Source organism: Streptomyces sp. NPDC002817 (genome assembly GCF_053592055.1).
Genome location: NZ_JBSFUY010000021.1, coordinates 1 through 26,705, shown reverse-complemented (window position 1 = coordinate 26,705; position 26,705 = coordinate 1). Strand labels below are relative to the sequence as shown.

The following is a 26,705-nucleotide window of genomic DNA, read 5'->3' as shown; positions in this document are numbered from 1 at the left end:
ACCGCACCGACGCTGCACTGGAGCCACGCATGAGCATCGAGGACGACATCAGGCCCCCGGCCCACGTCCTGGTAGTGGGCGCCTCCGCGTCCGGACTGACCACCGTGGAGACGCTGCGCCGCAAGGGCTACGAGGGCCGGATCACGGTGCTCGGCGACGAACCGCACGCACCGTACGACCGACCGCCGCTGTCCAAGCAGGTGCTCTCCGGTGCGTGGGAGCCGGAGCGGGCCGCGCTGCGGACACAGGACGTACTCGCCGCGCTCGACGCCGAGTTCGTGCTGGGCGACCCGGCGGTCGGCCTCGACGCCGCGGCACGGACCGTGCGCACGGAATCCGGGCGGGAGCTGCGGGCGGACGCGATCGTGATCGCCACGGGGGTGCGCGTCCGGCGGCTGCCCGGGCAGGACGACCTGACCGGCGTGCACGTGCTGCGCACCCTCGACGACTCGCTCGCCCTGCGCCAGGACCTGCTGGCCGCCTCACGTCTGGTCGTCGTCGGCGAGGGCGTCCTCGGATCCGAGATCGCGGCCACCGCACGGACCCTGAGCCTGGACGTCACGCTCACCGGACCGCTGACCGCGCCCATGGCGCTCCAGGTCGGGCCGCTGGTGTCCGGCGTCCTCGCCGACCTGCACACCGAACGCGGCGTCAAGCTCCGGCTCGGCAACGGCGTCACCGGACTCACCGGCGAGGAAGGCCGGGTCACCGGCGTGCGGTTGACCACCGGCGAGGTGCTGCCCGCCGACGTCGTGGTCGTGGCGATCGGCGCGACCCCGGCGACACAGTGGCTCACCGACAGCGGCCTCGAACTCGACAACGGAGTGGTGTGCGACTCCCGTTGCCGCGCGGTGGAGGGCATCTACGCCGTCGGCGACGTGGCCCGTTGGCACCACGAGGGCCTCGGCCGGCTCATCCGCCTGGAGAACCGGACCAACGCCACCGAGCAGGGCATGGCGGTGGCCGGGGAGATCCTCGGCGAGAGCCGGCCCTACACGCCGGTGCCGTACTTCTGGACCGACCAGTACGACGCCAAGCTCCAGGTGCACGGCTTCCTGCCCGTCGACGCCGAAGTGGACGTCGTCGAGGGCGACCTGACGGCCCGTCGCTTCGTCGCCCGGTACCGGGTCGAGGGCCGGGTGACCGGTGTCCTCGGCTGGAACATGCCCAAACAAGCCCGCCTGCTGCGCCGGTCGATCGTCGACGGGCTGCAGGCCACCCCCACGAACTGAACGATCAGGAGAAGTCCCATGAAGGTTGTCGTCGACGAGGACAAGTGCGTCGCCGCCGGTCAGTGCGTGTCGGCCGCCATGGACGTGTTCGACCAGCGCGAGGAGGACGGCATTGTCGTCGTCCTCGACGAGAACCCGCCGCCGGAGCTGGCCGACGACGTCCGCAACGCCGCCGCGGTGTGCCCGGCCCTGGCCATCCGCATCGAGGAATAGCCCTCGAACCTCACCCCTTCCCCCCGCACCCATCACCGGAGGAGAACCATGGCCGAGGCAGACACCCGGCACGCGCCCGACGAGGCGACGTACTTCTACCAGGACGACCGGGACGCCAAATGCCCGTTCGCCCCACCGCCGGGGCTGCGCGCCCTCAACGAGAAGGGCGCTGTCTCCCGGGCCCGCATCTGGGACGGCAGCACCCCTTGGCTCGTCACGGGCCACGCCGCGCAGCGAGCCATCCTGTCCGACCCCCGGGTGAGCTCGGACGACAAGCGGTCCGGATTCCCGTTCCCCAACGAGGCCATGGCGCAGAGCGCCCACCTCCACCCGCTCACGATCTTCAACGCCGACGGCGCCGACCACACCCGGATCCGCCGCATGATGACCCGCCCGTTCACCCGCCCCCGGATGGAGGCGCTGCGGCCCGACATCCAGCGGTTCACCGACGAGCTCATCGACAAGATGCTCGAGGGCCCCAAGCCGGTCGACCTGATGACGGCGCTGTCGCTGCCGCTGCCCTCGCTGATGATCTGCGCGCTGCTCGGAGTGCCGTACGAGGACCACGACTTCTTCCAGGAGCACGCCTCCTTCGCCACCCGCAGCGACAAGACCGCCGAGCAGCAGAACGCGGCCAACCAGGCGCTCGGCGGCTACCTGGCCGGCCTGTTGCAGAAGAAGATGGACGAGCCCGCCGAGGACGTGCTCTCGGACTTCGCCGCGCGGATCAATGAAGGGGACCTCACCCTTCCCGAGGCCACCCTGCTCTCCATGATCCTGCTGATCGCCGGTCACGAGACCAGCGCCAACATGATCACGCTCGGCACCGCCCTGCTGCTGGAGAACCCCGAGCAGATCGCCCGGCTGCGCGAGACCGAGGACACCCGGGACGCCGCGGGCGCGGTCGAGGAGATCCTCCGCTATCTGACCGTCGCCACGTTCGGGCAGCGGCGCATCGCCGCCGAGGACTTCGAGTTCGAGGGCGCGCAGATCAAGGCAGGCGACGGCATCATCGTCCCGCTGCCGGCCGGCAACTGGGACCCGGAGGCGTTCCCCGACCCGGAGAAGCTCGACCTCACCCGCAAGGCGACCCACCACCACGCCTTCGGCTGGGGCATCCACCAGTGCCTGGGCCAGCAGCTCGCCCGTATCGAGCTCCAGGTCGTCTACGGCACCCTCTACCGGCGCATCCCGACCCTGCGTCTCGCCGTCGACCGCGAGGAGCTCGAGTTCCGTCCGGCCGACGCGCTCGCCTTCGGTATCGGCGAGCTGCCGGTCACCTGGTAACAGGGCCGACCGTCCATCGATCCGCGGGTCCCTTCCGTACGGGCGGGGGCCCGCATCCGTATCCGCATCCAGAGCCGCAGTACAACAGGAGTCAGCCATGAGTGAGTTCAGCTTCGAAGGACGCGTCGCGGTCGTCACCGGCGCGGGCCGGGGCATCGGCCGTGCCCATGCCCGCCTCCTTGCGGCGCGCGGCGCGAAGGTCGTCGTCAACGACCTGGGCGGGTCGATGGAGGGGGACGGCACGGACACCGGGCCCGCGCAGCGGGTCGTCGAGGAGATCATCGAGGCGGGTGGCACGGCCGTCGCCGACACGAACGACGTGTCCGCGCAGGCCGGGGGCGAGGCGATCATCGGCACCGCGCTCGAACAGTTCGGCCGTATCGACATCCTCGTCAACAACGCCGGGATCATCCGCTGGGCCGGTCTGCCGGAGGTCGACGCGGAGAACCTGGAGCGCCATCTCGCCGTGCATCTCGTCGGCTCCTTCAACACCCTGCGCGCCGCCTGGCCGCACTTCGTGGAGCAGAACTACGGCCGTGTCGTGCTCACGACGTCCAGCGGGGTGTTCGGACTGGCCGACAACCTGTCGTACGCGGCGGCCAAGGGCGGCACGATCGGACTCGCCCGCAGCGCGAAGCTGGCCGGGGAGCCGCACGGCATCAAGGTCAACCTGATCGCCCCGGCGGCCATGACGCGTATGGGCGGCGGCCCCGAGGAGGAGCCCACCGAGGCGGTGCCAGGGCAGCCGTACATGCCGTCGGACGCGGTGGCGCCGATGGTCGCGTACCTCGCCCACGAGAGCTGCCCGGTCAGCGGCGAGATCTACACGGCCGGCGCGGGCCGGTTCGCCCGTCTCTTCATCGCCTCGACCGAGGGCTATGCACACGTGGACGGTCCGGCCGGCATCGAGGACGTGGCCGCGAACTGGGACGCGATCAACGAGGAGAAGGGCTACTACGTGCCCTCCGATCTGATGGCCTGGTCCGGCGCCTTCCTCAAGCACCAGTTCGGGCCGGACGCCGGTTCCGCCACCTCGTAGGACCGGATGCCGCGACACGGCTGAGGGCCGGGCGAACACGCCCGGCCCTCAGCCGTTCCAGCTGTGCGGTCAGGCTGCCTGGCCGACCTCCGCCTCGTCGAGGCGCCTGCTCCTGGGGACGAGGAGAGTGAGCAGTGTGCCCACGGCGCAGCAACCGACGACCAGCCAGAGCCCGTTGGTGAAACCGGTGTCGAGGTAGAACTGGGTGCCGTGCATGACCGCCCCGTGCTGGGCCATCACCACGAAGGCCAGCTGGGAGACGACGATCTGGGCGACGCCCTGACCGAGGGTCTGGGCACCGTTGGCCAGGGCCTGTTCCTCGGGGGTGACCACCTCGATGATCATGATGGGCACGATGGCCATGACCATGCCCGTGCCCAGCCCGGCGATCAGGCCCATGCCCACGATCTGGGGGGCGCTGTGGTGCAGTTGGGTGCCGATGCCGTAGCCGAGGACGGTGAGGGCGGAGCCACTGCCCAACAGGATGCGCGAGTCCACCCGGCGGGCGAGCCAGCCGGTGCCGACGGCCGCGACGATGATCATGGCGCTGATGGGGCTGGTGACGATGGCGTTGTGGGTGCCGGACCAGCCCAGACCCTCGGAGACATCGGGGATCTGCGGCATCAGGATCAGCATCTGGATCACGACGCCGACGGCGCTGAGCGCACCGGCCGCCACCGACGTGGCGAGCAGCACGGTCCACACCTGGCGGCGCCGGGTCATGGTCAGCGGGAACAGGGGCTCGGCGACCCGCCGCTCGACGAGCACGAAGGCGATCAGCGCGATTGCCGCCCCGATCACGTACGCGGCGAACTTCCCGCTGCTCCAACCCCAGTGCGAGCCCTGGCCGACCGCGTAGACGATCGCCGTGACCGCTCCGCCGAGGAGGAGCCCGCCGGTCCAGTCCATCCGGCCGCCCCGCTCACGGACCGGGCTCTCGGGCACGAAGACGGCCACCAGGGCGAAGCTCACGGCGGTGCTGATGGCCATGAACCACAGCACGCCGCGGAAGCCGTAGTCGTCCAGGAGCCAGCCGGACAGGAACGGCCCGCCGAAGGCGACGAGGCCGACACCGCCGGCGAGGATGCCGCTGGCGAGTCCGACCCAGCGGCGGGGGAAGACGTCGCGGGTGATCGCATAGGCCAGCGGGGCCGTGGCCGCGTAGACGCCCGCGATGCCGCGCCCGATCAGCAGGGTGCGGTAGTCGGTGGCGACGGCGGCGATCAGGTCGCCGACGAAGCCGAGCCCGGTGGCGACGAGCAGCACCTTCTTCTTGCCGAACAGGGCCGCGGCCTTGACCGCGAACGGCAGGAAGAAGGTGCCGGTCAGCAGGGTCATCAGGGTGAACCACGCGATCTCCGTGGTCCGGAAGTGGATCGCCACCTCGGCCTGCGCGATGCCGGACAACGCGGCCATCAGCGCGACGAGTTGGACGGTCCACACGAGCGCGACGACGACCAGCGCGTTGCGTGCGCTGGATCGTGGTCTCTCGGGCGCTTGTGGGGAAGGGGTCTGTATCTGGGACATCGGTGGCCTTCCAGGGATGAGCGGAGGTGCCGGAAAGATAGACCTGCCGGTCGGTACAATTAACGTGTCCGCAGAACAGGCGGGCTTTCCGTCCCGCTGAGTGGGACCCTCGACCCGAAGAAGGCTTTGCGTGAGTTACGCAACTACATGATGTGATGATGGGTGCGCGGCGTCTCGCGGACCCTGAGGCGGGGGTGACGCCCCATTCCGCCGGCCGCGCCGTGGACCGCCGCGCTGCGCAAGCGAGCCGCCCTGAACAAGCGCATCCGCGAGGCCCGGCTGTACGTCTCGGCGCTCGGCGTGTACGAGGCCTACGTCAACGGGCGCCAGGTCACCGTCCCGCAGGACGGCGCCACCACGATCGAACTGCTGCCCCCGGGCTCGACGAAGGCCGCGCGGACCTGGCGTACCAGCTGCTGCACCAGGACGCCCTGCCGTCCTGGCTGTTCTCGGTGAAGAACGGCGCCACCACCGTCTGGGAGCGTGGGAACTCCTACTCCGAGGAGGACGGGTTCGGCCCGGTCGGCATGAACTCCTTCAACCACTACGCCTACGGCGCGATCATGGAGTGGATGTACGCCTACATGGCCGGCATCGCCCGCGACCCCGACAGCCCCGGGTTCAAGCGCTTCCTGCTCCAGCCCCACCTCGATCCGACGGGCCGGATCACACGGGTGTCGGCGGTGTACGAGTCCCCGTACGGCGAGATCAGAAGCGAGTGGAGCGTCGACGACGAGGGACGGACGCTGGTCTACGACGCGGTCGTGCCGCCAACAGCGAGGCGACCCTGCGCCTGCCGGCCGCGTCCGCCGACGCGGTCCGTGCGGGGCGGACCCCGTTGGCGCGAGTGGCGGGCGTGCGGTTCCTCGGCCACGCGGACGGGGTGGCCTCGTACCGACTGCCGTCAGGGCGCTGCCGGTTGACCTGCCGACTGCAGTGAACCGCGGGCCGGGTCCGTGCGGGGTGGGCGGATCTCGCCGGGTGTCCGGCCGTAGCGGTCGCGGAAGACGCGGGTGAAGTGGGCCTGGCTGGCGAAGCACCAACGGTGGGCGACTTCGGCGACCGTGAGATGACGGGAGTCCGGGTCGGTGAGCTGCTCGTGTGCCTTCGCCAGCCGTCGGTCGAGGAGATGACGGGCGGGACCGACGCCGGTCGGCCGGAAGAGGCGGCTGAGGTGCCGGGTGGACACCCCGACCGCCGCCGCGACCGCTTCCGCGCTCAGCCGGGGGTCGGACAGATGCCGGTCGATGTGGTCCAGGGCCATGGCCAGCCGGGACGACGAGGCGGGCAGGGCGTGATCGTCTCCCAGCCGGGGAGCCGCCAGAGTGCGCACGAGATCCAGCACGGCGGCCTCGGCATGCGAGGGATCGGCGTCCCCGCGCCCCGTGGCCCATTCGGCCAGCACCGACCCCAGCGCCGATGCCGGGGTGAGGCCTTGCCGGAAGAGCAGGGGTACCGGTACGTCGCCGGGGACGCAGCGCTCGGCGAAGACCTCGCGGGGGATGTCCACCAGCAACTGGCGCATGGCCGTGGGAAAACCGAACAGGTACGAGCGGCGGGTGTCGTAGAGGACCAGGTCGCCGGGCCCGACGGTGAGACAGCCGCCCTCGTGGAAGAACACCGCCTGGCCGTCGGTCAGCAGACTGACGAAGACCGAGTCCTTCGGGAGGTCCCGGCAGGTCCGCGGGGTGCGTTCGATGACGTGCTCGTTCCCGGTGATCTCGGCCAGCCGCAGGCCACCCAGCCGGAAGTTCGTCTGGGTGGCCAGCAGGCCGTCCTGGGAGTACGAGGAGCAGGTCAGGCCCACCAGCGCCCGCCGGTTGTACTCCTCCCAGAAGCCGATCCGGTCGGCCGGGTCCACGGACCGCGTCGACACACGGGAGACGGAGGACATGGGGGACAGGGACACCTGGGTCTCCTTTCCGGCCCGGGCGTCCGCCGGGTCACCGGAAGAGCGAGTTCACGTAGTCGGCTCCGATGCCGACCGCATCGTAGTGTGCGCGGCACAGCGCGATGTAGTCATGGACGTCGAAGTGGCCGGTGCTCTCGCCGTTCTCGTCGAGCCAGATCAACGGCCCCTTGACGATGAAGAACGCCTTCATCGGCTCGTCGCTCTCGTAGGCCACCAGTGTGTGCCCCTCACCCGGCGCCTCGTAGACGAAGTCACCGGCGCGTGCGGTCCAAGGCCGTTCCAGATAGCCCCACTTGCCGGAGATCGTGTAGGCGAACACCTCGTGCGGGTGGTAGTGCCGGTTGACGAGTCCCGCCTCCTTGGCCCGCAGGATGTCGGCCCAGGAGTTGTCCTTGACGTTGATCCACAGCGGGCGTGAGCCGACGGTCTCGGTGAACGGCACGTAGTACCGGTCGTCGTCGGTGGCCACCTGGGAGAGGTAGACCTCGGGCAGGGCGTCCGGCTTGAGGGAGTTGCGGATCGGCTTGAGGTTCTTCCAGAACTCGGTCCCGGTTGCTTCGGCCATGATCGGCTCCCTTGCGTCGAGGCGGGTGGCCGACAGTGAAGACCGCCGTCGGGGAGCGGGTCTTCCCCGGGGCGGACATCGCCCTTTGCCTGTTCGGGACGGCCGAGGCGGAGGCGCACGGACGACGGAGCCTCGGATGCCTCACATGTAGTCGAAGTACCGCTCGTGCCAGTCCGACTTGCCCAGCTCTTCGTCGTCGTCCTCGGGCTCGGCCAGGCCTGCGGCGATGAGCACCCGCGCCAGCTCCAGGTCTCCTGCCGCCGCCAGGACCGACGGTCCGTCGTACGGTTCACGAAGCAGTCCGGTCGGGACGAAGGTGCACCCCATGGCCGTACAGACGCCGTCGAGCCACGTCACGAACTCCTCGGAGGGACGTTCCTCGCCAGCGGCGGCACCCTCACCGACCCTCATGAACGCGGTGACGAAGTAGTTGCCGAAGTTGCTCATCGCGACACCCATGTCCCGGTCGACGCCTGTCGCGGCCGCTGGGACTTCGATGACACCGTAGAAACTGGAGTCCTGGCCCCGGCCGCCTGAGCAGGACGGCCCGAAGCGTTCCTCAAGGGCGCTCAGCAGCCTGGCGAAACAGTTCCGCGAGGTCTCCCGGTCGAAGTCCGCGGGGTGTTCCAGATGGCCGGGGTCGTCGTGTTCCCGCAGGAGCGCACGGATCCGGTCCATCGGGAGCATGGCGTGTTCTTCCGTCAGTTCTCGTGCGGGGACGAGTTGTGGTGGGCCCACGGCCCGGGTGCACCACTCTAGGACTAGGGCCAAGTACCGAGGCGGAGCAGGACCGGGGGCGCATTCCCGAGCGGGTTCGCGCGGGTATTTTGGAGTGATCAACGCATAGGGGAGGAGCAGTGAGGGAAACGTCGGTTGGCACGAACGCGACGGAGCGGTCCGACGCCGTCCGCAACCGCGAACGTCTCCTGGACGCGGCCCGTCGTCTGGTCGTCGAGCACGGCATCGAGTGCGTGACGATGGAGGCGGTGGCCAAGGAGGCCGGCGTGGGAAAGGGGACTCTCTTCCGTCGGTTCGGCGACCGCGCCGGCCTCCTGCTCGCCCTTCTCGACGAGGCGGAGGTGGAATTCGAGGAGGAGTACACCTCAGGCCCTCCGCCACTGGGCCCGGGCGCACCGGCGGTGGACCGGCTGACCGCGTTCGGCCGCGCGCTGATCGAGCGCATCGCGGACGACGCGGATCTGGGTGCCGCGCTGGGGCGGCAACTCCTGGTGGAACGCCGCCATTCCTCCGACACGGCCCGCGCCTTCCACCGCCATATCTCCACTCTGCTGCGGGAAGCGGGAGTCGACGGCGACCACGACATGCTCGCCCACGCTCTGTCCGCGCTGGTGTATTTCGAGACGGTGGACTTCCTGCTGCAGGGGTCCGGTGTTCCCGTCACCCGCCTTCAGGCCACCTGGGACGACCTGGTGCGACGCGTGCTCTGAGACCGGTCGGACGGCCCTCAGGAGGACGAGTGCGGTCAGCGGTACGGCTGTCAGCGCGGGAAGGAACTCCCGCTAATGCTTGCCGGTGGGCTGTACCTGTTCGGTGGCGGCCCAGGCGGTGAGGAGCCGCAGGGTGTCGTGGTCGGGTGTGCCGGGGGCGGCACTGTAGGCCGTGAGGGTCAGTCCGGGCTGGGCGGGCAGTTCCATGGCGTCGAAGTCGAGGGTGAGGACGCCGACGGCGGGGTGCCGGAACGACTTGCGGCCGGTGTGGTGCAGGCGCACGTTGTGCCTGGCCCAGGCGGTGCGGAACTCCTCGCTGTGGGTGACCAGTTCGCCGATGAGGCCGGTCAGCCCGGTGTCGTGGGGCGTGCGTCCGGCCTCGGTGCGCAGCAGGGAGACGGTGGTGTTCACGGACTCGTCCCAGTCGGGGAAGAAGTCGCGGCCGCCGGGAGTGAGGAACTGGGAGCGGGCGATGTTGACGGTCTCGCTCGCGGCGCCGGGGAACAGAGGCGCGTACAGGGCGCGGCCGAGGGTGTTGGTGGCCAGGATGTCCAGGCGGCCGTTGCGGATGAACGCCGGGCAGTCCGTCATGGACCGCAGGACGCGCAGAACGCTTTCCGGGAGTGGGCCGCGCGTGCGCCTGCCGCGGCGTACGGGGCGTCCGGCGGCGGTGCGGGCCAGGTCGAACAGGTGGAGGCGTTCGGCGTCGTCGAGCTGGAGGGCGTCGGCGACGGCGTGCAGGACCTCCTCCGATGCGCCCGCGAGGTGGCCGCGTTCCAGGCGGACGTAGTAGTCGATGCTGACGCCGGCGAGCAGGGCGACCTCTTCGCGGCGCAGGCCCGGTACGCGCCGATTACCGCCGTAGGCGGGAAGCCCCGCCTGCTGCGGGGTGATCTTGGCGCGGCGGGAGGCCAGGAACTCGCGGATGTCGCTCTGAGTGCTCACGCTTTCCAGGCTAGGCCGGACCGCATGAAGGTGGGGGGTCCTGTCGGTACCTGTAACGGCAGACCCTTCCCCGCCGCCGTGAGCTGCGGTTTCGTCGATACCGACAGCGGTTTTCCGATCGTAGAGCCCTAAGGAACGAACCCGTGGAACACATCACCGAGACCCCCACCCTCAAGGCCCCGGCCGAGCGCTTCACCGGCGACGTCCACCTCAACATGCTCGCGTACCCGACGGAGCCGTCCCGCCTCGCCGCCGCCCTGGTCCGCTTCACCCCCGGCGCCCGCACCAACTGGCACTCCCACGCCCTCGGCCAGGTCCTCCACGTCACCGACGGCGTCGGCCTGGTCGGTACCCGCGGCGGCGACGTCGTGCGCATCGGCGCGGGCGACACCATCACGTGCCCGGCGGGCGAGGAGCACTGGCACGGCGCCACCGACACCACCTTCATGGCCCACATCGCCATGGTGGTCGGCGACGGCACGGGCGACGGCGCCTCCTGGCTGGAGCCGGTCACGGATGAGCAGTACGCCGCGGCCCTCGCGCGTACCGCGTCGCGGTCACGCTGACGGCGGTTCCGGTCCGGCAATCCCCGGCCCCGCGTCCTGCGCACGCAGCATGCGGGACTCGTCCTTGAGGAGGAGACGAGCGCCCCGCCTCGTGCAGCGCCACCAAGGGGGAGTGCCAGCACCAGCACGATGTCTCGGTGCCCCCTGTCCGGCCAGGCTGGTGATCTACCCGAACCCAGACCTGGAGATCCGTTTCTCGTGGCTACCTTCCTGTATCGGATGGGCCGGGCCGCCTTCCGGCGGCGCCTGCTCGTGGCGCTGTTGTGGGCCGTGGTCCTCGGCGCCGTCGGCCTGGGCGCCGCCAAGGCGCCCGCCGCCTCCGACGACGGCACGTCCTTCATGCCGGGCATCGAGGCGCAGAAGGCCTTCGACCTGATCGGGGAGCGTTTCCCCGGCGGCGACGCCAATGGGGCCGACGCGCGGATCGTGTTCACCGCACCCGACGGGGAGAAGGTGACGGCGGCCGGCCATCGCGCCGCCATCGAGTCGCTCGTCGCCGAGGCCGCCGACGAGCCCCAGGTCACTGGCGCCACAAACCCGTTCACGGCGGGCGCGGTGAGCAAGGACGGCTCCACCGCGTACGCCACGGTGGACTACAAGGTGAAGGCCGCCGATCTCACCGACGCCGACAAGGCCGCGCTGGAGAAGGCCATCGACGAGGCCCGCGACTCGGGCCTCACGGTCGAGGCCGGAGGCACCGCACTCGCCACCCGGCCCGCGGCGGGCGGCGCCTCCGAGGCCATCGGTATCGCCCTCGCCGCGGTCGTCCTGCTGATCACCTTCGGATCCCTCGCGGCGGCCGGCCTTCCGCTGCTCACCGCCATCATCGGCGTGGGTGTCAGCATGGCCGCCATCATGGCCCTGGGCAGTGTCTTCGGCCTCTCCATGACCACCGGCACGCTCGCCACGATGCTCGGGCTGGCGGTCGGTATCGACTACGCCCTCTTCGTGGTCTCCCGCTATCGGGAGGAGCGTGCCAACGGACACGACCCGCGGGAGGCGACCGGCCTCGCCGTCGGCACGGCCGGCTCCGCCGTGGTGTTCGCCGGTCTCACGGTCGTCATCGCACTGGCCGGCCTGACCGTCATCGGCGTTCCGATGCTGGCCAAGATGGGACTGTGCGCCGCCGGCGCGGTGGTCGTCGCCGTGCTGATCGCGCTCACCCTGGTCCCCGCGCTGCTGGGCATGTGGCCCGACGCCGTGCTGCCCCGCCGTACCCGCAGGAACGGCGCCGCGGCTCCGTCGGCGCAGGACAACGGCGGATCCCGGTGGGCACGGTTCGTGCTGCGCCGCCCGGTGGCCGTGCTGGTGACGTGCGTCGCCGGTCTGGGTGTTCTGGCGCTGCCCGCCGCACAACTGGAACTGGGCATGCCGGGGGACGAGTCCAAACCCGTCTCCTCGACGGAACGGCGTGCCTACGACGCGCTCGCGGACGGTTTCGGCGCGGGCTTCAACGGGCCGCTGACGATCGTGGTGGACGTGCGGGGTGTCGCCGAACCCAAGGCGGCCGTGAGCGAGATCGCCGAGAGGATCGGCGCGACCAGCCGGGTCGTGTCCGTCTCGCCCGCGCAGTTCAACCAGGCGGGAGACGCCGCCCTGCTCTCCGCGGTGCCGGCCACCGGTCCGAACGACGAGAGGACCAAGGACCTCGTCCAGTCGATCCGTTCCGAGCGGCCGGACCTGGAGCGGGCGACGGGGGCGACGTTCGAGGTCACCGGCAGCACCGCGATGAACATCGACGTCGCCCAGGCCCTCCAGGACGCGCTCGTGCCCTATCTGGCCGTCATCATCGCGCTGGCCCTGATCCTGCTGCTGGTCGTCTTCCGCTCCGTGCTCGTGCCCGTCAAGGCCGCACTCGGGTTCCTGCTGTCGGTGCTGGCCGCGCTCGGCGCGGTCGTGGCGGTCTTCCAGTGGGGCTGGGGCGCGGAACTGCTCGGGGTGGAGCAGTCGGGTCCCATCATGAGCCTGATGCCGATCTTCCTGGTGGGCATCGTGTTCGGCCTGGCGATGGACTACGAGGTCTTCCTCGTCTCGCGGATGCGGGAGGCGTACGTTCACGGGGACCGGCCCGCCCAGGCGATCGTGACGGGCTTCCGGCACAGTGCCCGGGTGGTCGCCGCCGCGGCGGTCATCATGATCGCGGTGTTCTCCGGTTTCATCGGCGCCCAGGAGTCCATGATCAAGACCATGGGCTTCGGGCTCGCCGTCGCGGTGCTGTTCGACGCCTTCGTCGTCCGCATGGCGATCGTGCCCGCGGTGCTCGCCCTGCTCGGTGACAAGGCGTGGTGGCTGCCGGGCCGGCTCGACCGACTGCTGCCCCACGTCGACGTGGAGGGCGCCGGACTCGGCGCGCCTGAGACGCAGGAGGTCAGCGAGCCGGTGCCGCAGGAACCGGCCCGGATCTGAATCTCGTACGACGGACCGCGGCGCCCCTGTGCGAGACGGCATCGCGGTCCGTGGTGTGTGAGCATGACTGTCCTCGAACCTTTCTCGGAGCGCGATGAGCAACAGCTGGCAGCGGCGGGCGGCGACCCGTCCCAAAGCCGTCGAGGCCACCACACTGGTCCTGCTGTTCGCCCTCACCGTCGCCGCTGTCCTCGTCACCCGGGCGGTGATGTCCGGGACACCGCACCTGTGGACCGGCATCGCGTTCGCCGCCGTGGCCTGCGCCGCACTGTCCTGGCGCCGTGAGCGCCCTCTGGTGGTGCTCGCCGCGACGACGCTGTGCACCATGGCCCAGGGTGCCGTGGGCTACCTCCTGACCGCCGGAGTGATGGTCCCGCTTTTGGTCGCGCAGTACTCCACCAGCGTGCGGACACCGCGCCGCACCAGCTGGAACAGCGCGCTCGCGGCTGCCGCGGGCCTGGTCGTCACCGGTCTGCTCGTTCCGTCGTTCCGTGACTCACCGATCCTCGGGACCGTCAACCCGGTGGCCATGGTCCTGCTGTCGGCGGCCTTCGGCGCCTATGTCCGGGTGCGCCGTCAGTACGCGGTGGCCCGCGCCGAGCATGCCGTCCGCGAGCGCGAGGAGGAGGCACGGCACCGCGTGATCCAGGAACGCATGCGCATCGCACGGGAGTTGCACGACGTGGTCGCCCACCACCTGACCCTGGCCGACGCCCAGGCCGGCACCGCGGCGCACCTCACGCGCACGCACCCGGAGCAGGCCCTCGACATCGTCGCGAAGCTGCCGGAGACCACCGCGGCCGCGCTGCGCGAACTCAAGGCCGCCGTAGGGATGTTGCGCCAGGAGAGCGACACCTCCGACCTGACTCCCGCGCCGGGACTGGACCGACTGCCCGACCTGGTCGATGCCTGCTCGATGGTCGGCCTGGAGGTGGCGGTCACCGTCGAGGGACAGCGGCGACCGCTGCCGCCCGTACTCGACCTGACGGCCTACCGGATCGTCCAGGAAGCGCTCACCAACGTCACCAAGCACGCCGCCACCCGCACCGCTCAGGTCCGACTCGCCTACACCCCGCACTACTTGACCCTGACCGTCACCAACGACACCACCCCGGACCGCCCCGTGGCCCCCGCCACCGCCGGGGGCGGCTTCGGCATGCTCGGTATGCGCGAGCGTGCGGCGGCCGCGGGCGGCACCTTCCACGCCGGCCGGCGTCCGCACGGCGGCTTCGAGGTCGCCTGCACCCTGCCGCTCCACCACCACGGTGCCTTGCCGCCGGACCCCCACGACGCCCCGCTGCCGCACAGCCATGACGAGAGCCCCGCCACATGACCATCCGAGTCCTGCTCGCCGACGACCAGGCCCTGCTCCGGGCCACCTTCCGCATCCTCATCGACTCGGACGAGGACCTGACCGTGGTCGCGGAGGCCGCCGACGGTCAGGAAGCCGTCGACCTCACCGCCGAGCACCGGCCCGACGTGGTCGTCATGGACATCCGCATGCCGAACCTCGACGGGGTGGCGGCCACCGCCGCCATCTGCTCCCGGCCCGAGCTGTCGGACACCCACATCCTCATTCTCACCACGTTCGAGAACGACGAGAACGTGGCCAAGGCCCTGCGTGCCGGCGCGAGCGGATTCCTGGGCAAGGGGGTGCGCCCCGAGGAGCTGTTGTCGAGCATCCGTACCGTGGCGGCCGGTGACGCCCTTCTGTCGCCCGCCGCGACCCGGGCCCTCGTCACCCGCTTCCTGGCCACCCCCGACACCGACGGCTTCCTCGCCCTCCCCGACGCCGTCAAAGCCCTGACCGACCGCGAACGCGAGGTCACGGCCCTGGCCGCCTACGGAAGATCCAATGCCGAGATCGCCGAACGGCTCGTCCTGAGCCCGCTGACCGTACGCAGCCACATCCAGCGGGCCATGACCAAACTGAACGCCCGCGACCGCGCGCAACTCGTCGTCATCGCCTACCAGAGCGGCCTGGTGAAGCCGCACACGGCTTCGTAGGACGGGGTCAGCGCCAGCCGAAACGACGGTCCACGACGGCCGCGAACTCCTCCAGCGTCAGCACGGCGTCGCCGTTCTGGTCGGCGGCGTCGAACAGCGCGGAGGAGGCGTCGGCGCCCCCCACGGCCCAGAGGGGCAGGGCCCCGGACGCGGCGAGCGTCGGACCTTTCGACCGCAGGGCGATGATGACCTCCTGCCGGGTCAGGGTCCCGTTCTGGTCGAGGTCGAGGGCTTCGAACAGGATCCGGGCCTTGTCACTCATGGGTCGTCCTCATTCGCTCCGGCGGAGAGTCAGGGCCCGCCCTCCACTCCCTCATCACAACGCTTCTGCCCGGCTCTCCGGTTCCACGGGACACCCTGGGCGGTGCGGGTCTCGAGCGCGTGCAGGACGGCCACCATGTCCTCACTGCCATGGCCCTGGTCGACCGTCTCGCCGAATAGGGTGTGGCAGACGTCGAGGAGCGGGGAGGCGATGTCGGCCTTGCGGGCCGCCTCCGCGATCAGCAGGTTGTTCTTCAGCACGTCCGCGGCGGCCGCCTGGGCGGCGAAGTCGCGGGCCAGCAGCTTGGGTGCCTTCACGCGGGAGACGGCGCTGGCCATCGGGCCCGCGTCCAGGACGTCCCGGAGCAGACGCTGGTCGAGTCCGTGCCGGTCGGCGAAGTGAAACGCCTCGGTCAGGCCGGTGACCAGGGTGATCAGGAACAGGTTCACCGAGAACTTCATCAGCAGCGCGCCCGGTACCGCACCGCACGCGAACGTCTCCCGGCACACGGGCCCCAGCAGGGGACGTACGGCCGCCACGGCGGCGTCGTCACCGGCCAGCATCCCGACCAGCTCGCCCTGCTCGGCCGGGGCACGGGAACCGGACACCGGCGCCTCGACATAGCGGCCGCCCGCGGCCCGGACGTCGTCCTCCAGGCCGCTCGAGTACTCGGCCGAGGTGGTGCCCATGTGGACCACGGTGTGCCCGGCGACCCGCGCGGCGAAGTCCGGGGTGCCGCGTCCCAGGACCGCGTCGATGGCGGCCTCGTCGGCCAGCATGAGGATCACGGTCTCCGCCCGGTCGAAGACCTCGGCCGCGCTCTCGGCGACCTCGGCTCCAGCGGCGCGCAGGGGTGCGCAACGCCCGGGCGTGCGGTTCCAGACGACGAGCGGAGTCCCGGCGCGGACGAGGTTGAGTGCCATGGGCTGCCCCATGAGCCCGAGGCCGACGAAACCGACAAACACGACGCGCCGCCTTTCCCGGCCCACACCGAAGCCGAGCCGCCCTGGATCCTGCTATGACAGCGGTCATAGTAGCTGTCGTTATGACAGCGGTCATAGAGTGGGCGTCGAAGCGCACGACGAAGGGGAGACCGACGACGATGTCCGAACGAGGACCGCGCGAGCGGATGGTCTTCAGCGCGGCCCAGCTCATCCGGCGCGACGGGGTCGCCGCCACCGGTATGCGCGAGGTCGCCGCCCACGCCGGCGCGCCGCGCGGCTCGCTCCAGCACTACTTCCCGGGCGGCAAGGAACAACTGGTCAACGAGGCGGTCGGCTGGGCGGGCCGGTACGCGGGCAGACGCGTCGCCCGTTTCCTCGCCGTCCTGGACGAGCCCACGCCCAGCGCGCTGTTCGCCGAGATGGTGCGGCAGTGGACCGACGAGTACGAGGCCGACGGCTTCGCGGGCGGCTGTCCCGTGGCCGCCGCCACGATCGACTGTGCTGAGTCCACCGAGTCCACGCGGGAGGCCGCGTCCGCCGCGTTCGCCACCTGGACCGGACCGGTGGCGCAGGCGCTGGCCGACATGGGCGTACCCGGGCAACGGACCGCGCCCCTCGCCACGCTCATGATCAGCAGCCTGGAAGGGGCCCTCCTCATCGCCCGGGCCGAACGGGACGTCCGCGCCCTGACGACCGTGGCCCGGGAACTGGGCCCCCTCCTCGACGCGGCGGTGACGAAGGGCGGCTGAAGAGCGGTCACGCATGGGCCCCGCGGGGCCCATGCGTTCCTACGGGTCGTCAGAGGGCCGACGCGGCGCTGTGCAGGTTCTTCGCCGCCAGGGCCAGCCCCTCGGTCTGCGAGTAGGCGGCGTCCTCGTGCTCGATGTTCACCGCCATGTCCGGGTCGATCTCGGCGAGGGCCCGCAGGAACTCCGTCCAGAAGGGGACGTCGTTCCCGAGGCCGACGGCGACGAACTTCCACGCCGGGTTCTCGGGCCAGGCGTTGCACCAGAAGCCGTAACCGGTCGGCACCTTGCCGTCGGCGTCGGCCGGCACGCGCGTGAACGACGTGTCCAGGACACCGCGGATGTCGGCGCCCGGGCAGAGCGTCGCGTCCTTCGCGGCCGCGTGGAACACCAACGGGCCCAGCCACTTGACGGAGGCGATGACGTCCATGCCCTGCCACATCAGGTGGGACGGGTCCATCTCGGCGCCGACGTTCGTCAGACTTCCCGCGTCGACCAGCCGCTTCAGCGTGACCGGGGAGAAGACGAGGTTGTGCGGGTGCATCTCGATGGCGACCCGGACGTCGTTCTCCCGGGCCAGCGCGTCGATCTCCTTCCAGAACTCGACGGCCACGCCCCACTGGTAGTCCAGGACGTCCATGTAGACGCCGTCCCACGGGTTCACGACCCAGGAGGGGTACTTGGCGTCCGGGTCGGAGCCCGGCGTACCCGACATGGTGACGACGTGCCTGATACCGAGCAGGCCCGCGAGACGGATGGTCCGGCGCAGGTCGTCGGCGTGCTTGGGGCCGACCCCCGGAAGCGGGTTCAGCGGGTTGCCGTTGCAGTTGAGGCCGGTCAGCTCCATTCCGCGGTCGGCGAAGGCCGCCAGGTACTCCTCGCGCGCGGCGGCCGAGGACAGCAGCAGATCCACCGGGCAGTGCGGGGAGGGGATGAAGCCGCCGGTGTTGACCTCCACCGAGGTCAGCCCGTTCTCCTTGAGGATGTCGAGGGCCTCGGCCAGCGGGCGGTCGTGCAGACAGGCGGTGTAGGCACCGAGCTTGAGAGCCATACGAGTAGTCCTTCTGTATGAGTGGGGGTCAGGCGACGGGCGGAACCGTGACGGCGGCGCCACCGTTCTCGGAGGACTCGACGACGGCCCGGATGATCTCCATCGTCCGCAGCGCGTCGGCGAAGGTGGCGCAGGCCGGCAGCGGCTCGGCGACGCCCGCCACCTGGTCGAGGAAGGCCCGCGCCTGGTAGGTGAAGTTGTCGCCGTTGCTGGCGCCCACACCCGGCGCTTCCATCGGGACACCGCCCGCGAAGTACGGCATCTGCGGACCGGCGATGACCTGCCGGGCGCCGCGCGTACGCGCCTCGGGCTGCGCGTCGTCGAAGAGGTACTCGGCGGGCCGGTGCTGGTCGAACGCGGCCCGGCCGCCGACGCCCAGCACGTCGAAGAACAGCCCGTTGGGCAGCCCGAACCCGGTGCGCGTCACCGAGAACGTGCCGACGAGCCCCGACTCGAAACGGGCCGTGAAGGTCGCGGTGTCCTCGTTCTCGACCTCGCCGAACTCGTCCGACACGGGAGCCGCGTTGTGCCCGACGACCGCGCCCAGCGGCAGCGGCCGCTTGGCGATCTGCGTCGACAGCGCGGCACCGGACACCGACACGATGGGCCCGGCGACATACTCCGCGGCATCGATGACGTGCGAGCCGACGTCCCCGAGCGCACCCGAACCGGCACCGCCCTTGAACCGCCAGCTCAACGGCCCGTTGGGGTCGGTCGCGTAGTCACACCAGTAGCGACCGCTGAAGAGCGTCAGGTCGCCCAGCTCGCCCCGCTGCACATGCCCGCGAATGGCGGCGATGCCGGGCGAACGCCGGAAGGTGTACCCGACCGCGGTCACCACCTCGGCGGAACGCTCCAACTCGGCCATCGCACGGGCGTCTTCGAGTGACCCGGCCAGCGGCTTCTCGCACAGCACATGCTTGCCGGCGGCGACCAGCGCCTCCGCGATCGGACGGTGCAGAGCATTTCCCACGACGATGCTGACGGCGTCGATCGACGGGTCCTCGGCGACCGCCTCCCAACTCGGCAGCGCCTTCTCGAAGCCATAACGCCGGGCGGCGTCCTCACCGAGCGCGCCATTGGCATCGGCTATCGCTGCCAGCCGCACCGGCGGCAGCCCGGCCCCGAAGACCGTGTTGACATTGCGATAACCGGCGGCGTGACTGCGACCGGCCATACCCGCGCCGATGACGGCGACGGAGATCGGCTTGCTGGACGAGGTCATGACGTGTCCTTAAGGGGGAGAGATCAGCTGGAGGTGGGGAAGTCGAAGCCGGCGGTGACGTGCTGCGCCTGCTGCGGCCAGCGCGTGGTCACGACCTTGGGGCGGGTGTAGAAGCGGATGCCCTCGGGGCCGTGGATGGGGGAGTCACCGATGAGGGAGTCCTTCCAGCCGCCGAACGAGTAGTACGACATCGGGACGGGGACCGGGACGTTGATGCCGATCATGCCGACGTGGATGTTGCGCTGGAATCGGCGGGCGGCTTCGCCGGAGGCGGTGAAGAGGGCGGTGCCGTTGCCGTACGGGTTGGCGTTGATCAACGAGATGGCCTCGTCGAGGGAGTCGGCGCGGACGATCGCCAGGACCGGGCCGAACAGCTCCTCCTTGTAAGCGTCCATCTCCGCCGTCACGTGGTCGAGCAGGGACGGCCCGGTGAAGAAGCCCTCCTCGTGCCCGTCGACCTTCAGACCGCGGCCGTCGACGACGATGGTGGCGCCCTGGGCGGCGGCGGTGCCGACGGCGTTCTCGACGCGTTCCTGGGCGGCCTTGGTGACCAGCGGGCCCATCTCCACGCCCGGTGCGTCGCCGGGGCCGACCTTGACCTCGCGGGCCTTGCGCTCCAGCACCTCGACCAGCCCGTCGGCCGCTTCACCCACCGCCACGGCCACCGAGACGGCCATGCAGCGTTCGCCGGCGGAGCCGTAGGCGCCGGCGGTGATGTGGTTGGCGGCGAATTCGAGGTCGGCGTCGGGGAGGACGACGGCGTGGTTCTTGGCGCCGCCGAGGGCCTGGACGCGTTTGCCGTGTGAGGTGGCCTGCTCATGCACGTACTTGGCGATGGGCGTCGACCCGACGAAGGACACCGCCTCGATGCCGGGGTGGGTGAGGATCGCGTCCACCGCGTCCTTGCCGCCGTGGATGACGTTGAAGACGCCGTCCGGCAGACCCGCCTTCTTGTAGAGATCGGCCACGAAGTTCGCCGCCGACGGATCCCGCTCACTCGGCTTGAGGATGAAGGTGTTGCCGGTGGCGATGGCGATGGGGTGCATCCAAAGGGGCACCATGGCAGGGAAGTTGAAGGGCGTGATGCCGGCGACGACGCCGAGGGGCTGGCGGAAGTTGTGGACGTCGATGCCGCGGGAGACCTGGTCGGAGAAGGAGCCCTTCAGCACGTCGCCGAGGCCGCAGGCGAACTCCACGACCTCCCGTCCCCGGGTGATCTCACCGCGGGCGTCGTCGACGGTCTTGCCGTGCTCGGCCGAGATGATCCGGCCCAGCTCCTCCTCGTGCTCCACGAGGAGCTGGCGGAAGGCGAACATGACCTGGGTGCGCTGGCTGAGCGAGGACTCCGACCAGGTCTCGAAAGCCGTGGCGGCCGCGGCGACGGCGGTGTCCACGTCGGCGGACGAGCCGAGGACGACCCGGGCTTGTTCGGCGCCGGTGGCGGGGTTGAAGACCGGGGCGGTGTCCGCGCTGAGGGCCGGTGAGCCGTTGATCCAGTGGGGGATGGTAGTCACGTGAGGGTTCCTTCTCAGAGGTAGTGCCGCTGGGCGCGCTTGTGGGCGGCGTACGTCTCGAATGCCGCGCGGGTGGTGTCGAGGGCGGAGGTCTGGCTGACCGGTACGTCCCACCAGCCGTGGCCGGGCGGGTTGGGGCCGTAGAGGTCGGTCTCGACGTGGACGACGGTGGTGTGGCGGGAGGCCTTGGCCTTCTCCATCGCCGAGCGGAACTCGTCGACCGAGGTGGCGTGCAGGACGTCCGCGCCGAGACTCGATGCGTTGGCCGCCAGGTCGATCGGGAGAATGCCGCCGTCGAGCTGACCGGAATCCTCGTCGCGGTAGCGGTATTTGGTGCCGAAGCGCTGGGAGCCGAGTGATTCGGACAGGGCGCCGATGGAGGCGAAGCCGTGGTTCTGGACCAGGACGATGATGACCTTGAGGCCTTCGGAGATCATGGTGACGATCTCCTGGGCCATCATGAGGTAGGAGCCGTCACCGACGAGGACGACGACCTCGCGCGACGGATCGGCCATTTTGGCGCCGACGCCGGCGGCGACTTCGTAGCCCATGCAGGAGTAGGCGTACTCGACGTGGTAGGCCTTGGGATCCCTTGCCCGCCACAGCTGTTGCAGGTCGCCGGGCATGGAGCCGGCGGCGTTGATGACCACGGCCCGGTCGTCGAGGACGTCGTTGAGCGCACCGAGGATCTGGGTCTGGGCGGGGAGCTCACCGGTACTGCGCTCGGGGGCGAAGCACTCCTCCTCGATCTCCCGGGTGCGTGCGATCAGTTGCCGCGTGCGGTCCCGGTACTCCTGGCCGACCTCCCAGTCCGCGAGGGCTCCTGCCAGCGCCTCGATCCCCAGCCTCGCATCCGCGACCAGTGGTTCTGCGGAGTGCTTGACGGCGTCGAGGCGGGCGACGTTGAGGTTGACGAAGGTGACGTCCGGGTTGGCGAAGACGGTGTGGCTGGCGGTGGTGAAGTCGGAGTAGCGGGTGCCGATACCGAGCACGACGTCGGCCTCGCGAGCCAGCTCGTTCGCAGCGTAGGCCCCGGTGGAGCCGATGCCGCCGACCGCGTACGGGTGGTCCCACGGCACCGCACCCTTGCCCGCGTGGGTGTCGGCGACCGGGATGCCGGTGGCCTCGGCGAAGGCCCGCAGGGCGGTCTCCGCGCCGGAGTAGACCGCCCCGCCGCCCGCCACGATCAGCGGCTTGCGGGCGGCGCGCAGCAGTCGAGCGGCCCGCTCCACGGCAGCCGCCTCGGGTACGGGCCGGCCTATGTGCCAGACCCGCCGTCGGAAGAAGGAGTCCGGCCAGTCGTGGGCTTCTGCCTGCACGTCTTGGGGCAGGGCGAGGGTGACGGCGCCGGTCTCCACCGGGTCGGTCAGTACCCGCATCGCTGCGAGTGCGGCGGGGATGAGCTGTTCGGGTCGCTGGATGCGGTCGAAGTACTTGGAGACGGCGCGGAAGGTGTCGTTGACGGTGACGTCGCCTCCCCGGGTGTCCTCCAGTTGCTGGAGGACGGGGTCGGCGGCGCGGGTGGCGAACATGTCGGAGGGCAGGAGTAGCACCGGCAGCCGGTTGGTGGTCGCCAGGGCCGCCCCGGTGATCATGTTGGTCGAGCCGGGCCCGGTGGAGGCGGTGCAGGCGAGGGTGGCCAGCCGGTCCCGCATCTTGGCGTAGGCGACTGAGGCGTGGACCATGCCCTGCTCGTTGCGGGCCAGGTAGTAGGGCAGATCGGCCTCTTGGGTTACGGCGGCCTGGAGCAGGGCCTGTCCGATCCCGGCGACGTTGCCGTGCCCGAAGATGCCCCACATTCCGGGGATGAGGCGCTGTTCCTGGCCATCGCGCTCGCTGTACTGCTGGGCCAGGAAGCGCACCAGGGCCTGTGCGGTGGTGAGTCGTACGGTGTTCATCGGTTCTCTCCGAAGGGCAGCCGGTCGTCGACGTCCTGGGAGTCCCAGGTGGAGCGCACCCAGCCGTGGTTGGGGTCGTCGCAGATCAGCCAGGCGCGGTCCTGTCCCGGGCCGGCCATGACGTTGAGGTAGTAGAGGTCGTAGCCGGGCGCGGCGATGGAGGGCCCGTGCCAGCCGTGCGGGATGAGAACGGTGTCGCCGGAGCGCACCTCGGCGAGCACGTCGATGGGCCGCTCGGGGGTGCCGTAGACCCGCTGGTAGCCGAAGCCGTTCTCGCCGCAGACCTCGAAGTAGTAGATCTCCTCCAGCTGGGACTCGACGCCGGGCCGTGCCTCGTCGTGCTTGTGCGGCGGATACGACGACCAGTTGCCACCCGGCGTCAGCACCTCACACACCAGCAACTGCTCCGCCTCGAACGTCCCCGGTAGGCAGTAGTTGTTGACCTGCCGCGAACACGCACCCGCCCCGCGCAACTCCACCGGCACGTCCTCGGCCCGCCCGTACCGAGCGAGGAGGCCTCTCCGCTCGGTACGGGCGGACGGCAGCGCGAATCGACCTCCGGTCGCGCTGCTGACCAGGGCCTCCGACTCGCGGGGGAGATACGCGAAGTCGGTGACCGAGGCGAACACGCCTGTCCGGCCGGCGAGTTCGAAGGCCCTGCCGTCCGTGGTGACGGTGCACGAGCCCGTCATCGGCAGGACCAGGAACTCGGAATCCCCGGTGGACAGGGCGTGCGCCTCACCCGGCTTCAGGGTCAGGATCCTGAGGCCGGAGTATCCCCAGCCCGCCGACTCGGGCGTGACCAGGAGGTCGTAGGGGCTGTCGGCCGAAGTCCCCTTCGGCAGGTGGTATTTGCTCGACGAGGTCACAGCAGGCTCACCGCCTTGTCGACCGCACCGGCCACATCGCCGTTGGACGGGTAGAGCAGGGAGCGGCCGACGACCAGGCCCTGCGCGGTGGGCTGCTTGAGCGCCTTGCCCCAGGACGCGAAGGCCGCTTCCGGATCGGTGACCTCGCCGCCCAGCAACAGGGCCGGCAGTGTCGAGGAGGCCAGCACCCGTTCCATGTCCGGGACGACCGGCAGCTTCAGCCATGTGTAGGCGGTACGGCGGCCGAGCCCGGACGCGATGGTGACCGACTTGACGACGGCGTCCGTGGACAGGTCGTTGCGGATCTTCCCGTCCGTCCATACGGACAGGAACGGCTCGACCATGGCGATCAGTTGCCGGTCATTGAGCTCATTGACCGCACGCGTGGTCTCGGTGAGTGCGGCCGGGGTGGCGGGGTCGCCGAGGGCTATGCGGGTGAGCATCTTGCCGCCGTCGAAGCCCATCGCGGCGATGGTCTCGGCGTCGTACCCGGTGAACCGGTCGTCGATCTCGAAGACCGAACCCGCAAGCCCCGCCCGGTTCATGGACCCGAAGACGCTCTTGCCGTCGAGGACGCCGAGCAGCAGCAGGTCCTCCAGGATGTCGGCGGTGGCCAACACGCCTGTCACGCCCGGCCGTTCCAGTGCGACGCACAGTCGGTCCAGCAGCTCGAAACGGTCGGCCATGGCGGTCGGGTCACCGCCGACCCCGTTGGCGCCCCGCGCGGGATGGTCGGCCGCGATGATCATCGTCCTGCCGTGCTCGCCGAACAGCGAGGTGGCCTTCACACGGCGCGCTGCGGCTGCCGCGATGGCGCCGGGATCGTTGACCCGGGCCTCCACGATCCGGCTGATGTTGTCGGACAGCACGGCGTCACGCCTTTCGTTCGGTGGAGACATCGGCTGAGCCGAGGGATGCCTCGTGGAGCTTGGAGTCGACTTCGGCCTCGGTGGGCATCGCGTCGGAGCAGGACAGCCGGCCCGCGACGATCGCGCCGGCGGCATTGGCGAAGGACACCGTGCGAGCGGTGTCCCAGCCGGACAGCAGCCCGTGGCACAGCGCCCCGCCGAACGCGTCCCCGGCGCCCAGCCCATTGACGACATCCACCGGCACCGGCGGAACCTCGACCACCGAACCGTCCCGGTCCATCGCCAGGACACCCCTGGGGCCCTGCTTCACCACGGCCAGCTCGACCCCGGCCGCCAGCAGCGCCTTCGCGGCCGCGTACGGCTCACGCTCGCCGGTGGCCACCTCGCACTCGTCGAGGTTGCCGACCGCGACCGTGGTGTGCCGCAGCGCCTCGGCGTAGTACGGACGGGCCGCCGACGGATCGGCCCAGAACATCGGCCGCCAGTCCAGGTCGAAGACCGTCACCCCCGCCTTCGCCCGATGCGCCAGCGCCGCCAACGTGGCCGAACGGCTCGGCTCCTCACTCAGACCCGTCCCGGTCATCCAGAACACCCGCGCGTCCCGCACCGCCGCCAGATCCACCTCACCCGCCGAGATGTCCAGGTCGGGAGCCTTCGGCAGCCGGTAGAAGTACAGCGGGAAGTCATCCGGCGGGAAGATCTCGCAGAACGTCACCGGCGTCGGCGCGATCCCCGACGTCCCCACGAACCGGCTGTCCACCCCGTACCCGTCCAGAGCGGAGCGCACGAAGTCCCCGAACGGGTCGCGGCCGGTCTTGGTGATGACAGCGGAGGTCCGGCCGTACCGCGCGGCGGCCACGGCCACGTTCGTCGGGCTGCCACCCAGGTACTTGCCGAACGAGGTGACCTCCGCCAGTCCCACACCGATCTGGAGCGGATACACATCCACTCCGATGCGGCCCATGGTCAGGACTTCGAACGGCATCACGCTGGGTATCCCTTCTCTGCTTTAAAGCGCTTTAGAAATTGGGCATGAAAGAGCGGCTACTGCGAGGCGCCCAAGTACTCCGCGATCTTTTCGCGCATGAACACCGAGGACTCCTTGGCCCGTTCCTCCCACGCGAAGACGCAGGCGGTCAGCGTGCCGTCGAAGCCGTTGGCGCGCAGCTCGCGGAAGAGCTCGTCGAAGTCGACCTCGCCCTGGCCGATGTCCATGTGCTGGTGGATACGGGCCGGGGTGCCGGGCGGGTTGAGGATGTAGCGGTTGCCCGAGGAGGCGGTGTGGTCGAAGGCGTCGGCCAGGTGGACGTGGGTGAGCAGGTCGCCCGCGTACTCGATGATGCCGGGGGCGTCGTTGCCGATGTGGAAGGTGTGCGGGGCGCAGTAGAGGAAGGTGACGTTGGGGTGGTTGATGCCCCGGATCAGGTTGATCGCGTCGTAGCCGTTCTCGATGAAATCGTCCGGGTGCGGCTCCAGGGTGAGCTTGATGCCCTCGCGCTCGAAGGCCGGCAACAGCTCGTCCAGGGACTTCCAGAACTGCGCCTCGCTGCGGTCGGAGTCCTCGGGGCGGCCGTTGAACTCCGAGATCATGCTGTCCACGCCGAGGTCGGCGGCGATCTGAATGGAGCGCTTCCAGTACCGTACGGCGGCCTGGCGGGCGTCCTCGTCCGGTCCTGACCAGCGGAAGAGTGGCAGCATGGAGGAGATGCCGACGCCCGCGGAGTCCAGCGCCTTACGGAACTTGCGGACCGTCCCGTCGTCCACGCGGGGGTGGCGGAAGAAGGGGATGAAGTCCTCGCGAGGGGACAGCTCGATCCACTCGTATCCCAACTCGGCTACCACGGAGGGCAGTTCGAGCAGCGGGGTGTTGCGGATCATGTAGGGGTCGAGGGCGATCTTCACGACGGGGTGCCTTCCGGGGTGATGGCGGTGAGGTCTTCCGCTTCCGGGAGCTCCTCGGTGTCGACGCCGCGGACCTGGGACAACTCGTGCTTGAGGGCGGCGAGTTCGGAGCCGCCGGCCATGTGGTTGGTGAGTTCCTCGAGCGTGATGCGGGCGCGCTCGGCGGAGAGTTCGAGGGTGCCGAGGCGTAGGACGCTGAAGTGGTCGCCGACCATGTAGGCGTGGTGGGGGTTGTGGGTGATGAAGATGACGCCGAGGCCGCGGTCGCGGGCGGCGGC

The 26,705-nt window shown here is 70.3% G+C and carries 26 protein-coding genes and 2 pseudogenes; 12 read left to right on the top strand and 16 right to left on the bottom strand.

Annotated features, from left to right (window positions below; translation table 11 throughout):
• Window positions 1-29 precede the first annotated feature (29 nt).
• The 4 genes from ACWD3I_RS31700 to ACWD3I_RS31685 all read left to right on the top strand — a co-directional run bounded on the left by ACWD3I_RS31700 (window position 30) and on the right by ACWD3I_RS31685 (window position 3,771).
• Window positions 30-1,232, top strand: coding sequence for an NAD(P)/FAD-dependent oxidoreductase (locus ACWD3I_RS31700; protein WP_451084229.1), 1,203 nt, complete (start codon window positions 30-32; stop codon window positions 1,230-1,232).
• A gap of 18 nt (window positions 1,233-1,250) precedes the next feature.
• Entirely contained in the window at window positions 1,251-1,445 is a 195-nt protein-coding gene (locus ACWD3I_RS31695) for a ferredoxin (protein ID WP_365414177.1), read from the top strand.
• Window positions 1,446-1,493: 48 nt separating this feature from the next.
• A complete protein-coding gene (locus ACWD3I_RS31690; protein WP_365414175.1) occupies window positions 1,494-2,732 on the top strand; it encodes a cytochrome P450 in 1,239 nt (412 codons plus the stop codon).
• 97 nt (window positions 2,733-2,829) lie between these two features.
• Window positions 2,830-3,771, top strand: coding sequence for an SDR family NAD(P)-dependent oxidoreductase (locus ACWD3I_RS31685; protein WP_451084228.1), 942 nt, complete (start codon window positions 2,830-2,832; stop codon window positions 3,769-3,771).
• 69 nt (window positions 3,772-3,840) lie between these two features.
• Here ACWD3I_RS31685 and ACWD3I_RS31680 read toward each other — a convergent pair whose 3' ends face one another.
• Complete coding sequence (locus ACWD3I_RS31680; RefSeq protein ID WP_365413585.1) at window positions 3,841-5,298, bottom strand: MFS transporter; 1,458 nt, start codon at window positions 5,296-5,298, stop codon at window positions 3,841-3,843.
• 204 nt (window positions 5,299-5,502) lie between these two features.
• Between ACWD3I_RS31680 and ACWD3I_RS31675 the strand changes: the two genes are divergently transcribed.
• Both ACWD3I_RS31675 and ACWD3I_RS31670 read left to right on the top strand, forming a co-directional pair.
• A complete protein-coding gene (locus tag ACWD3I_RS31675) occupies window positions 5,503-5,754 on the top strand; it encodes an alpha-L-rhamnosidase N-terminal domain-containing protein (RefSeq protein ID WP_365413589.1) in 252 nt (83 codons plus the stop codon).
• A pseudogene (locus ACWD3I_RS31670) lies at window positions 5,682-6,238 on the top strand (alpha-L-rhamnosidase-related protein); the annotation flags it as partial. The gene ACWD3I_RS31675 and the pseudogene ACWD3I_RS31670, both read left to right, overlap by 73 nt.
• Here the strand turns inward: ACWD3I_RS31670 and ACWD3I_RS31665 are convergent.
• The 3 genes from ACWD3I_RS31665 to ACWD3I_RS31655 form a co-directional block, all read right to left on the bottom strand.
• Complete coding sequence (locus ACWD3I_RS31665; RefSeq protein WP_365413583.1) at window positions 6,203-7,207, bottom strand: helix-turn-helix domain-containing protein; 1,005 nt, start codon at window positions 7,205-7,207, stop codon at window positions 6,203-6,205. The pseudogene ACWD3I_RS31670 and the gene ACWD3I_RS31665 overlap by 36 nt on opposite strands.
• Window positions 7,208-7,241: 34 nt before the next feature.
• A complete protein-coding gene (locus ACWD3I_RS31660; RefSeq protein WP_365413581.1) occupies window positions 7,242-7,775 on the bottom strand; it encodes a 2,4'-dihydroxyacetophenone dioxygenase family protein in 534 nt (177 codons plus the stop codon).
• Between the two features lie 141 nt (window positions 7,776-7,916).
• Complete coding sequence (locus tag ACWD3I_RS31655) at window positions 7,917-8,462, bottom strand: hypothetical protein (RefSeq protein WP_365413579.1); 546 nt, start codon at window positions 8,460-8,462, stop codon at window positions 7,917-7,919.
• 170 nt (window positions 8,463-8,632) lie between these two features.
• On the opposite strand from ACWD3I_RS31655, the gene ACWD3I_RS31650 reads away from it, so the two are divergent.
• A complete protein-coding gene (locus tag ACWD3I_RS31650) occupies window positions 8,633-9,223 on the top strand; it encodes a TetR/AcrR family transcriptional regulator (RefSeq protein WP_365413577.1) in 591 nt (196 codons plus the stop codon).
• A gap of 72 nt (window positions 9,224-9,295) precedes the next feature.
• Here the strand turns inward: ACWD3I_RS31650 and ACWD3I_RS31645 are convergent, their stop codons facing one another.
• Complete coding sequence (locus tag ACWD3I_RS31645) at window positions 9,296-10,177, bottom strand: helix-turn-helix domain-containing protein (RefSeq protein WP_451084239.1); 882 nt, start codon at window positions 10,175-10,177, stop codon at window positions 9,296-9,298.
• Window positions 10,178-10,311: 134 nt separating this feature from the next.
• Between ACWD3I_RS31645 and ACWD3I_RS31640 the strand changes: the two genes are divergently transcribed.
• The 4 genes from ACWD3I_RS31640 to ACWD3I_RS31625 all read left to right on the top strand — a co-directional run bounded on the left by ACWD3I_RS31640 (window position 10,312) and on the right by ACWD3I_RS31625 (window position 15,147).
• Entirely contained in the window at window positions 10,312-10,734 is a 423-nt protein-coding gene (locus ACWD3I_RS31640) for a (R)-mandelonitrile lyase (protein WP_365413573.1), read from the top strand.
• A gap of 198 nt (window positions 10,735-10,932) precedes the next feature.
• Window positions 10,933-13,140: an MMPL family transporter gene (locus ACWD3I_RS31635; protein WP_451084227.1), complete on the top strand. Its 2,208-nt coding sequence runs from the start codon at window positions 10,933-10,935 to the stop codon at window positions 13,138-13,140.
• Window positions 13,141-13,234: 94 nt separating this feature from the next.
• Window positions 13,235-14,473 carry a sensor histidine kinase gene (locus ACWD3I_RS31630; RefSeq protein ID WP_365413911.1) on the top strand — a complete coding sequence of 413 codons (1,239 nt, stop codon included), beginning with the start codon at window positions 13,235-13,237 and terminating at the stop codon, window positions 14,471-14,473.
• Window positions 14,470-15,147 (top strand): response regulator transcription factor, encoded by a 678-nt coding sequence (locus ACWD3I_RS31625; protein WP_365413913.1) that lies wholly within the window; start codon window positions 14,470-14,472, stop codon window positions 15,145-15,147. The genes ACWD3I_RS31630 and ACWD3I_RS31625 overlap by 4 nt, the downstream gene beginning before the upstream one ends.
• Before the next feature lie 7 nt (window positions 15,148-15,154).
• On the opposite strand, the gene ACWD3I_RS31620 is transcribed toward ACWD3I_RS31625, so the two are convergent.
• Together ACWD3I_RS31620 and ACWD3I_RS31615 are read right to left on the bottom strand one after the other, a co-directional pair.
• A complete protein-coding gene (locus ACWD3I_RS31620; protein WP_365413915.1) occupies window positions 15,155-15,409 on the bottom strand; it encodes an EF-hand domain-containing protein in 255 nt (84 codons plus the stop codon).
• 29 nt (window positions 15,410-15,438) lie between these two features.
• The gene (locus ACWD3I_RS31615) at window positions 15,439-16,374 is read right to left on the bottom strand and encodes an NAD(P)-dependent oxidoreductase (RefSeq protein WP_365413917.1); all 936 of its coding nucleotides are present in this window, start codon (window positions 16,372-16,374) and stop codon (window positions 15,439-15,441) included.
• Window positions 16,375-16,511: 137 nt separating this feature from the next.
• On the opposite strand from ACWD3I_RS31615, the gene ACWD3I_RS31610 reads away from it, so the two are divergent.
• Window positions 16,512-17,102 carry a TetR/AcrR family transcriptional regulator gene (locus ACWD3I_RS31610; RefSeq protein ID WP_365413919.1) on the top strand — a complete coding sequence of 197 codons (591 nt, stop codon included), beginning with the start codon at window positions 16,512-16,514 and terminating at the stop codon, window positions 17,100-17,102.
• Window positions 17,103-17,151: 49 nt separating this feature from the next.
• Here ACWD3I_RS31610 and ACWD3I_RS31605 read toward each other — a convergent pair whose 3' ends face one another.
• The 9 genes and pseudogenes from ACWD3I_RS31605 to ACWD3I_RS31565 all read right to left on the bottom strand — a co-directional run.
• Window positions 17,152-18,150, bottom strand: coding sequence for a sugar phosphate isomerase/epimerase family protein (locus ACWD3I_RS31605; RefSeq protein WP_365413833.1), 999 nt, complete (start codon window positions 18,148-18,150; stop codon window positions 17,152-17,154).
• 28 nt (window positions 18,151-18,178) lie between these two features.
• Window positions 18,179-19,375 (bottom strand): Gfo/Idh/MocA family protein, encoded by a 1,197-nt coding sequence (locus ACWD3I_RS31600; protein ID WP_365413835.1) that lies wholly within the window; start codon window positions 19,373-19,375, stop codon window positions 18,179-18,181.
• 23 nt (window positions 19,376-19,398) lie between these two features.
• Entirely contained in the window at window positions 19,399-20,889 is a 1,491-nt protein-coding gene (locus tag ACWD3I_RS31595) for a CoA-acylating methylmalonate-semialdehyde dehydrogenase (RefSeq protein ID WP_365413837.1), read from the bottom strand.
• Between the two features lie 14 nt (window positions 20,890-20,903).
• On the bottom strand, window positions 20,904-22,787 hold the full coding sequence (iolD, locus tag ACWD3I_RS31590) for a 3D-(3,5/4)-trihydroxycyclohexane-1,2-dione acylhydrolase (decyclizing) (protein WP_365413839.1): 1,884 nt from the start codon (window positions 22,785-22,787) through the stop codon (window positions 20,904-20,906).
• On the bottom strand, window positions 22,784-23,656 hold the full coding sequence (gene iolB / locus ACWD3I_RS31585) for a 5-deoxy-glucuronate isomerase (RefSeq protein ID WP_451084226.1): 873 nt from the start codon (window positions 23,654-23,656) through the stop codon (window positions 22,784-22,786). The genes iolD and iolB overlap by 4 nt, the downstream gene beginning before the upstream one ends.
• The gene (locus tag ACWD3I_RS31580) at window positions 23,653-24,525 is read right to left on the bottom strand and encodes a Cgl0159 family (beta/alpha)8-fold protein (protein WP_365414125.1); all 873 of its coding nucleotides are present in this window, start codon (window positions 24,523-24,525) and stop codon (window positions 23,653-23,655) included. Before ACWD3I_RS31580 ends, iolB begins: the two co-directional genes overlap by 4 nt.
• A 4-nt stretch (window positions 24,526-24,529) precedes the next feature.
• Window positions 24,530-25,510, bottom strand: a complete 981-nt coding sequence (gene iolC / locus ACWD3I_RS31575; protein WP_365414123.1) for a 5-dehydro-2-deoxygluconokinase — start codon at window positions 25,508-25,510, stop codon at window positions 24,530-24,532.
• A 59-nt stretch (window positions 25,511-25,569) separates the two neighbouring features.
• Window positions 25,570-26,427, bottom strand: coding sequence for a sugar phosphate isomerase/epimerase family protein (locus ACWD3I_RS31570; RefSeq protein ID WP_365414121.1), 858 nt, complete (start codon window positions 26,425-26,427; stop codon window positions 25,570-25,572).
• Window positions 26,424-26,705 (bottom strand): annotated as a pseudogene (locus ACWD3I_RS31565) (sugar ABC transporter ATP-binding protein); the annotation flags it as partial. The pseudogene ACWD3I_RS31565 and the gene ACWD3I_RS31570, both read right to left, overlap by 4 nt.

What these genes read in the sequence shown, in the direction of transcription:
- ACWD3I_RS31700 (WP_451084229.1), top strand. Translation starts at nt 30, where the DNA reads ATGAGCATCGAGGACGACATCAGGCCCCCGGCCCACGTCCTGGTAGTG.
- ACWD3I_RS31695 (WP_365414177.1), top strand. Translation starts at nt 1,251, where the DNA reads ATGAAGGTTGTCGTCGACGAGGACAAGTGCGTCGCCGCCGGTCAGTGC.
- ACWD3I_RS31690 (WP_365414175.1), top strand. Translation starts at nt 1,494, where the DNA reads ATGGCCGAGGCAGACACCCGGCACGCGCCCGACGAGGCGACGTACTTC.
- ACWD3I_RS31685 (WP_451084228.1), top strand. Translation starts at nt 2,830, where the DNA reads ATGAGTGAGTTCAGCTTCGAAGGACGCGTCGCGGTCGTCACCGGCGCG.
- ACWD3I_RS31680 (WP_365413585.1), bottom strand. Translation starts at nt 5,298, where the DNA reads ATGTCCCAGATACAGACCCCTTCCCCACAAGCGCCCGAGAGACCACGA.
- ACWD3I_RS31660 (WP_365413581.1), bottom strand. Translation starts at nt 7,775, where the DNA reads ATGGCCGAAGCAACCGGGACCGAGTTCTGGAAGAACCTCAAGCCGATC.
- ACWD3I_RS31655 (WP_365413579.1), bottom strand. Translation starts at nt 8,462, where the DNA reads ATGCTCCCGATGGACCGGATCCGTGCGCTCCTGCGGGAACACGACGAC.
- ACWD3I_RS31630 (WP_365413911.1), top strand. Translation starts at nt 13,235, where the DNA reads ATGAGCAACAGCTGGCAGCGGCGGGCGGCGACCCGTCCCAAAGCCGTC.
- ACWD3I_RS31625 (WP_365413913.1), top strand. Translation starts at nt 14,470, where the DNA reads ATGACCATCCGAGTCCTGCTCGCCGACGACCAGGCCCTGCTCCGGGCC.
- ACWD3I_RS31620 (WP_365413915.1), bottom strand. Translation starts at nt 15,409, where the DNA reads ATGAGTGACAAGGCCCGGATCCTGTTCGAAGCCCTCGACCTCGACCAG.
- ACWD3I_RS31610 (WP_365413919.1), top strand. Translation starts at nt 16,512, where the DNA reads ATGTCCGAACGAGGACCGCGCGAGCGGATGGTCTTCAGCGCGGCCCAG.
- ACWD3I_RS31605 (WP_365413833.1), bottom strand. Translation starts at nt 18,150, where the DNA reads ATGGCTCTCAAGCTCGGTGCCTACACCGCCTGTCTGCACGACCGCCCG.
- ACWD3I_RS31600 (WP_365413835.1), bottom strand. Translation starts at nt 19,375, where the DNA reads ATGACCTCGTCCAGCAAGCCGATCTCCGTCGCCGTCATCGGCGCGGGT.
- iolD (WP_365413839.1), bottom strand. Translation starts at nt 22,787, where the DNA reads ATGAACACCGTACGACTCACCACCGCACAGGCCCTGGTGCGCTTCCTG.
- iolC (WP_365414123.1), bottom strand. Translation starts at nt 25,510, where the DNA reads ATGCCGTTCGAAGTCCTGACCATGGGCCGCATCGGAGTGGATGTGTAT.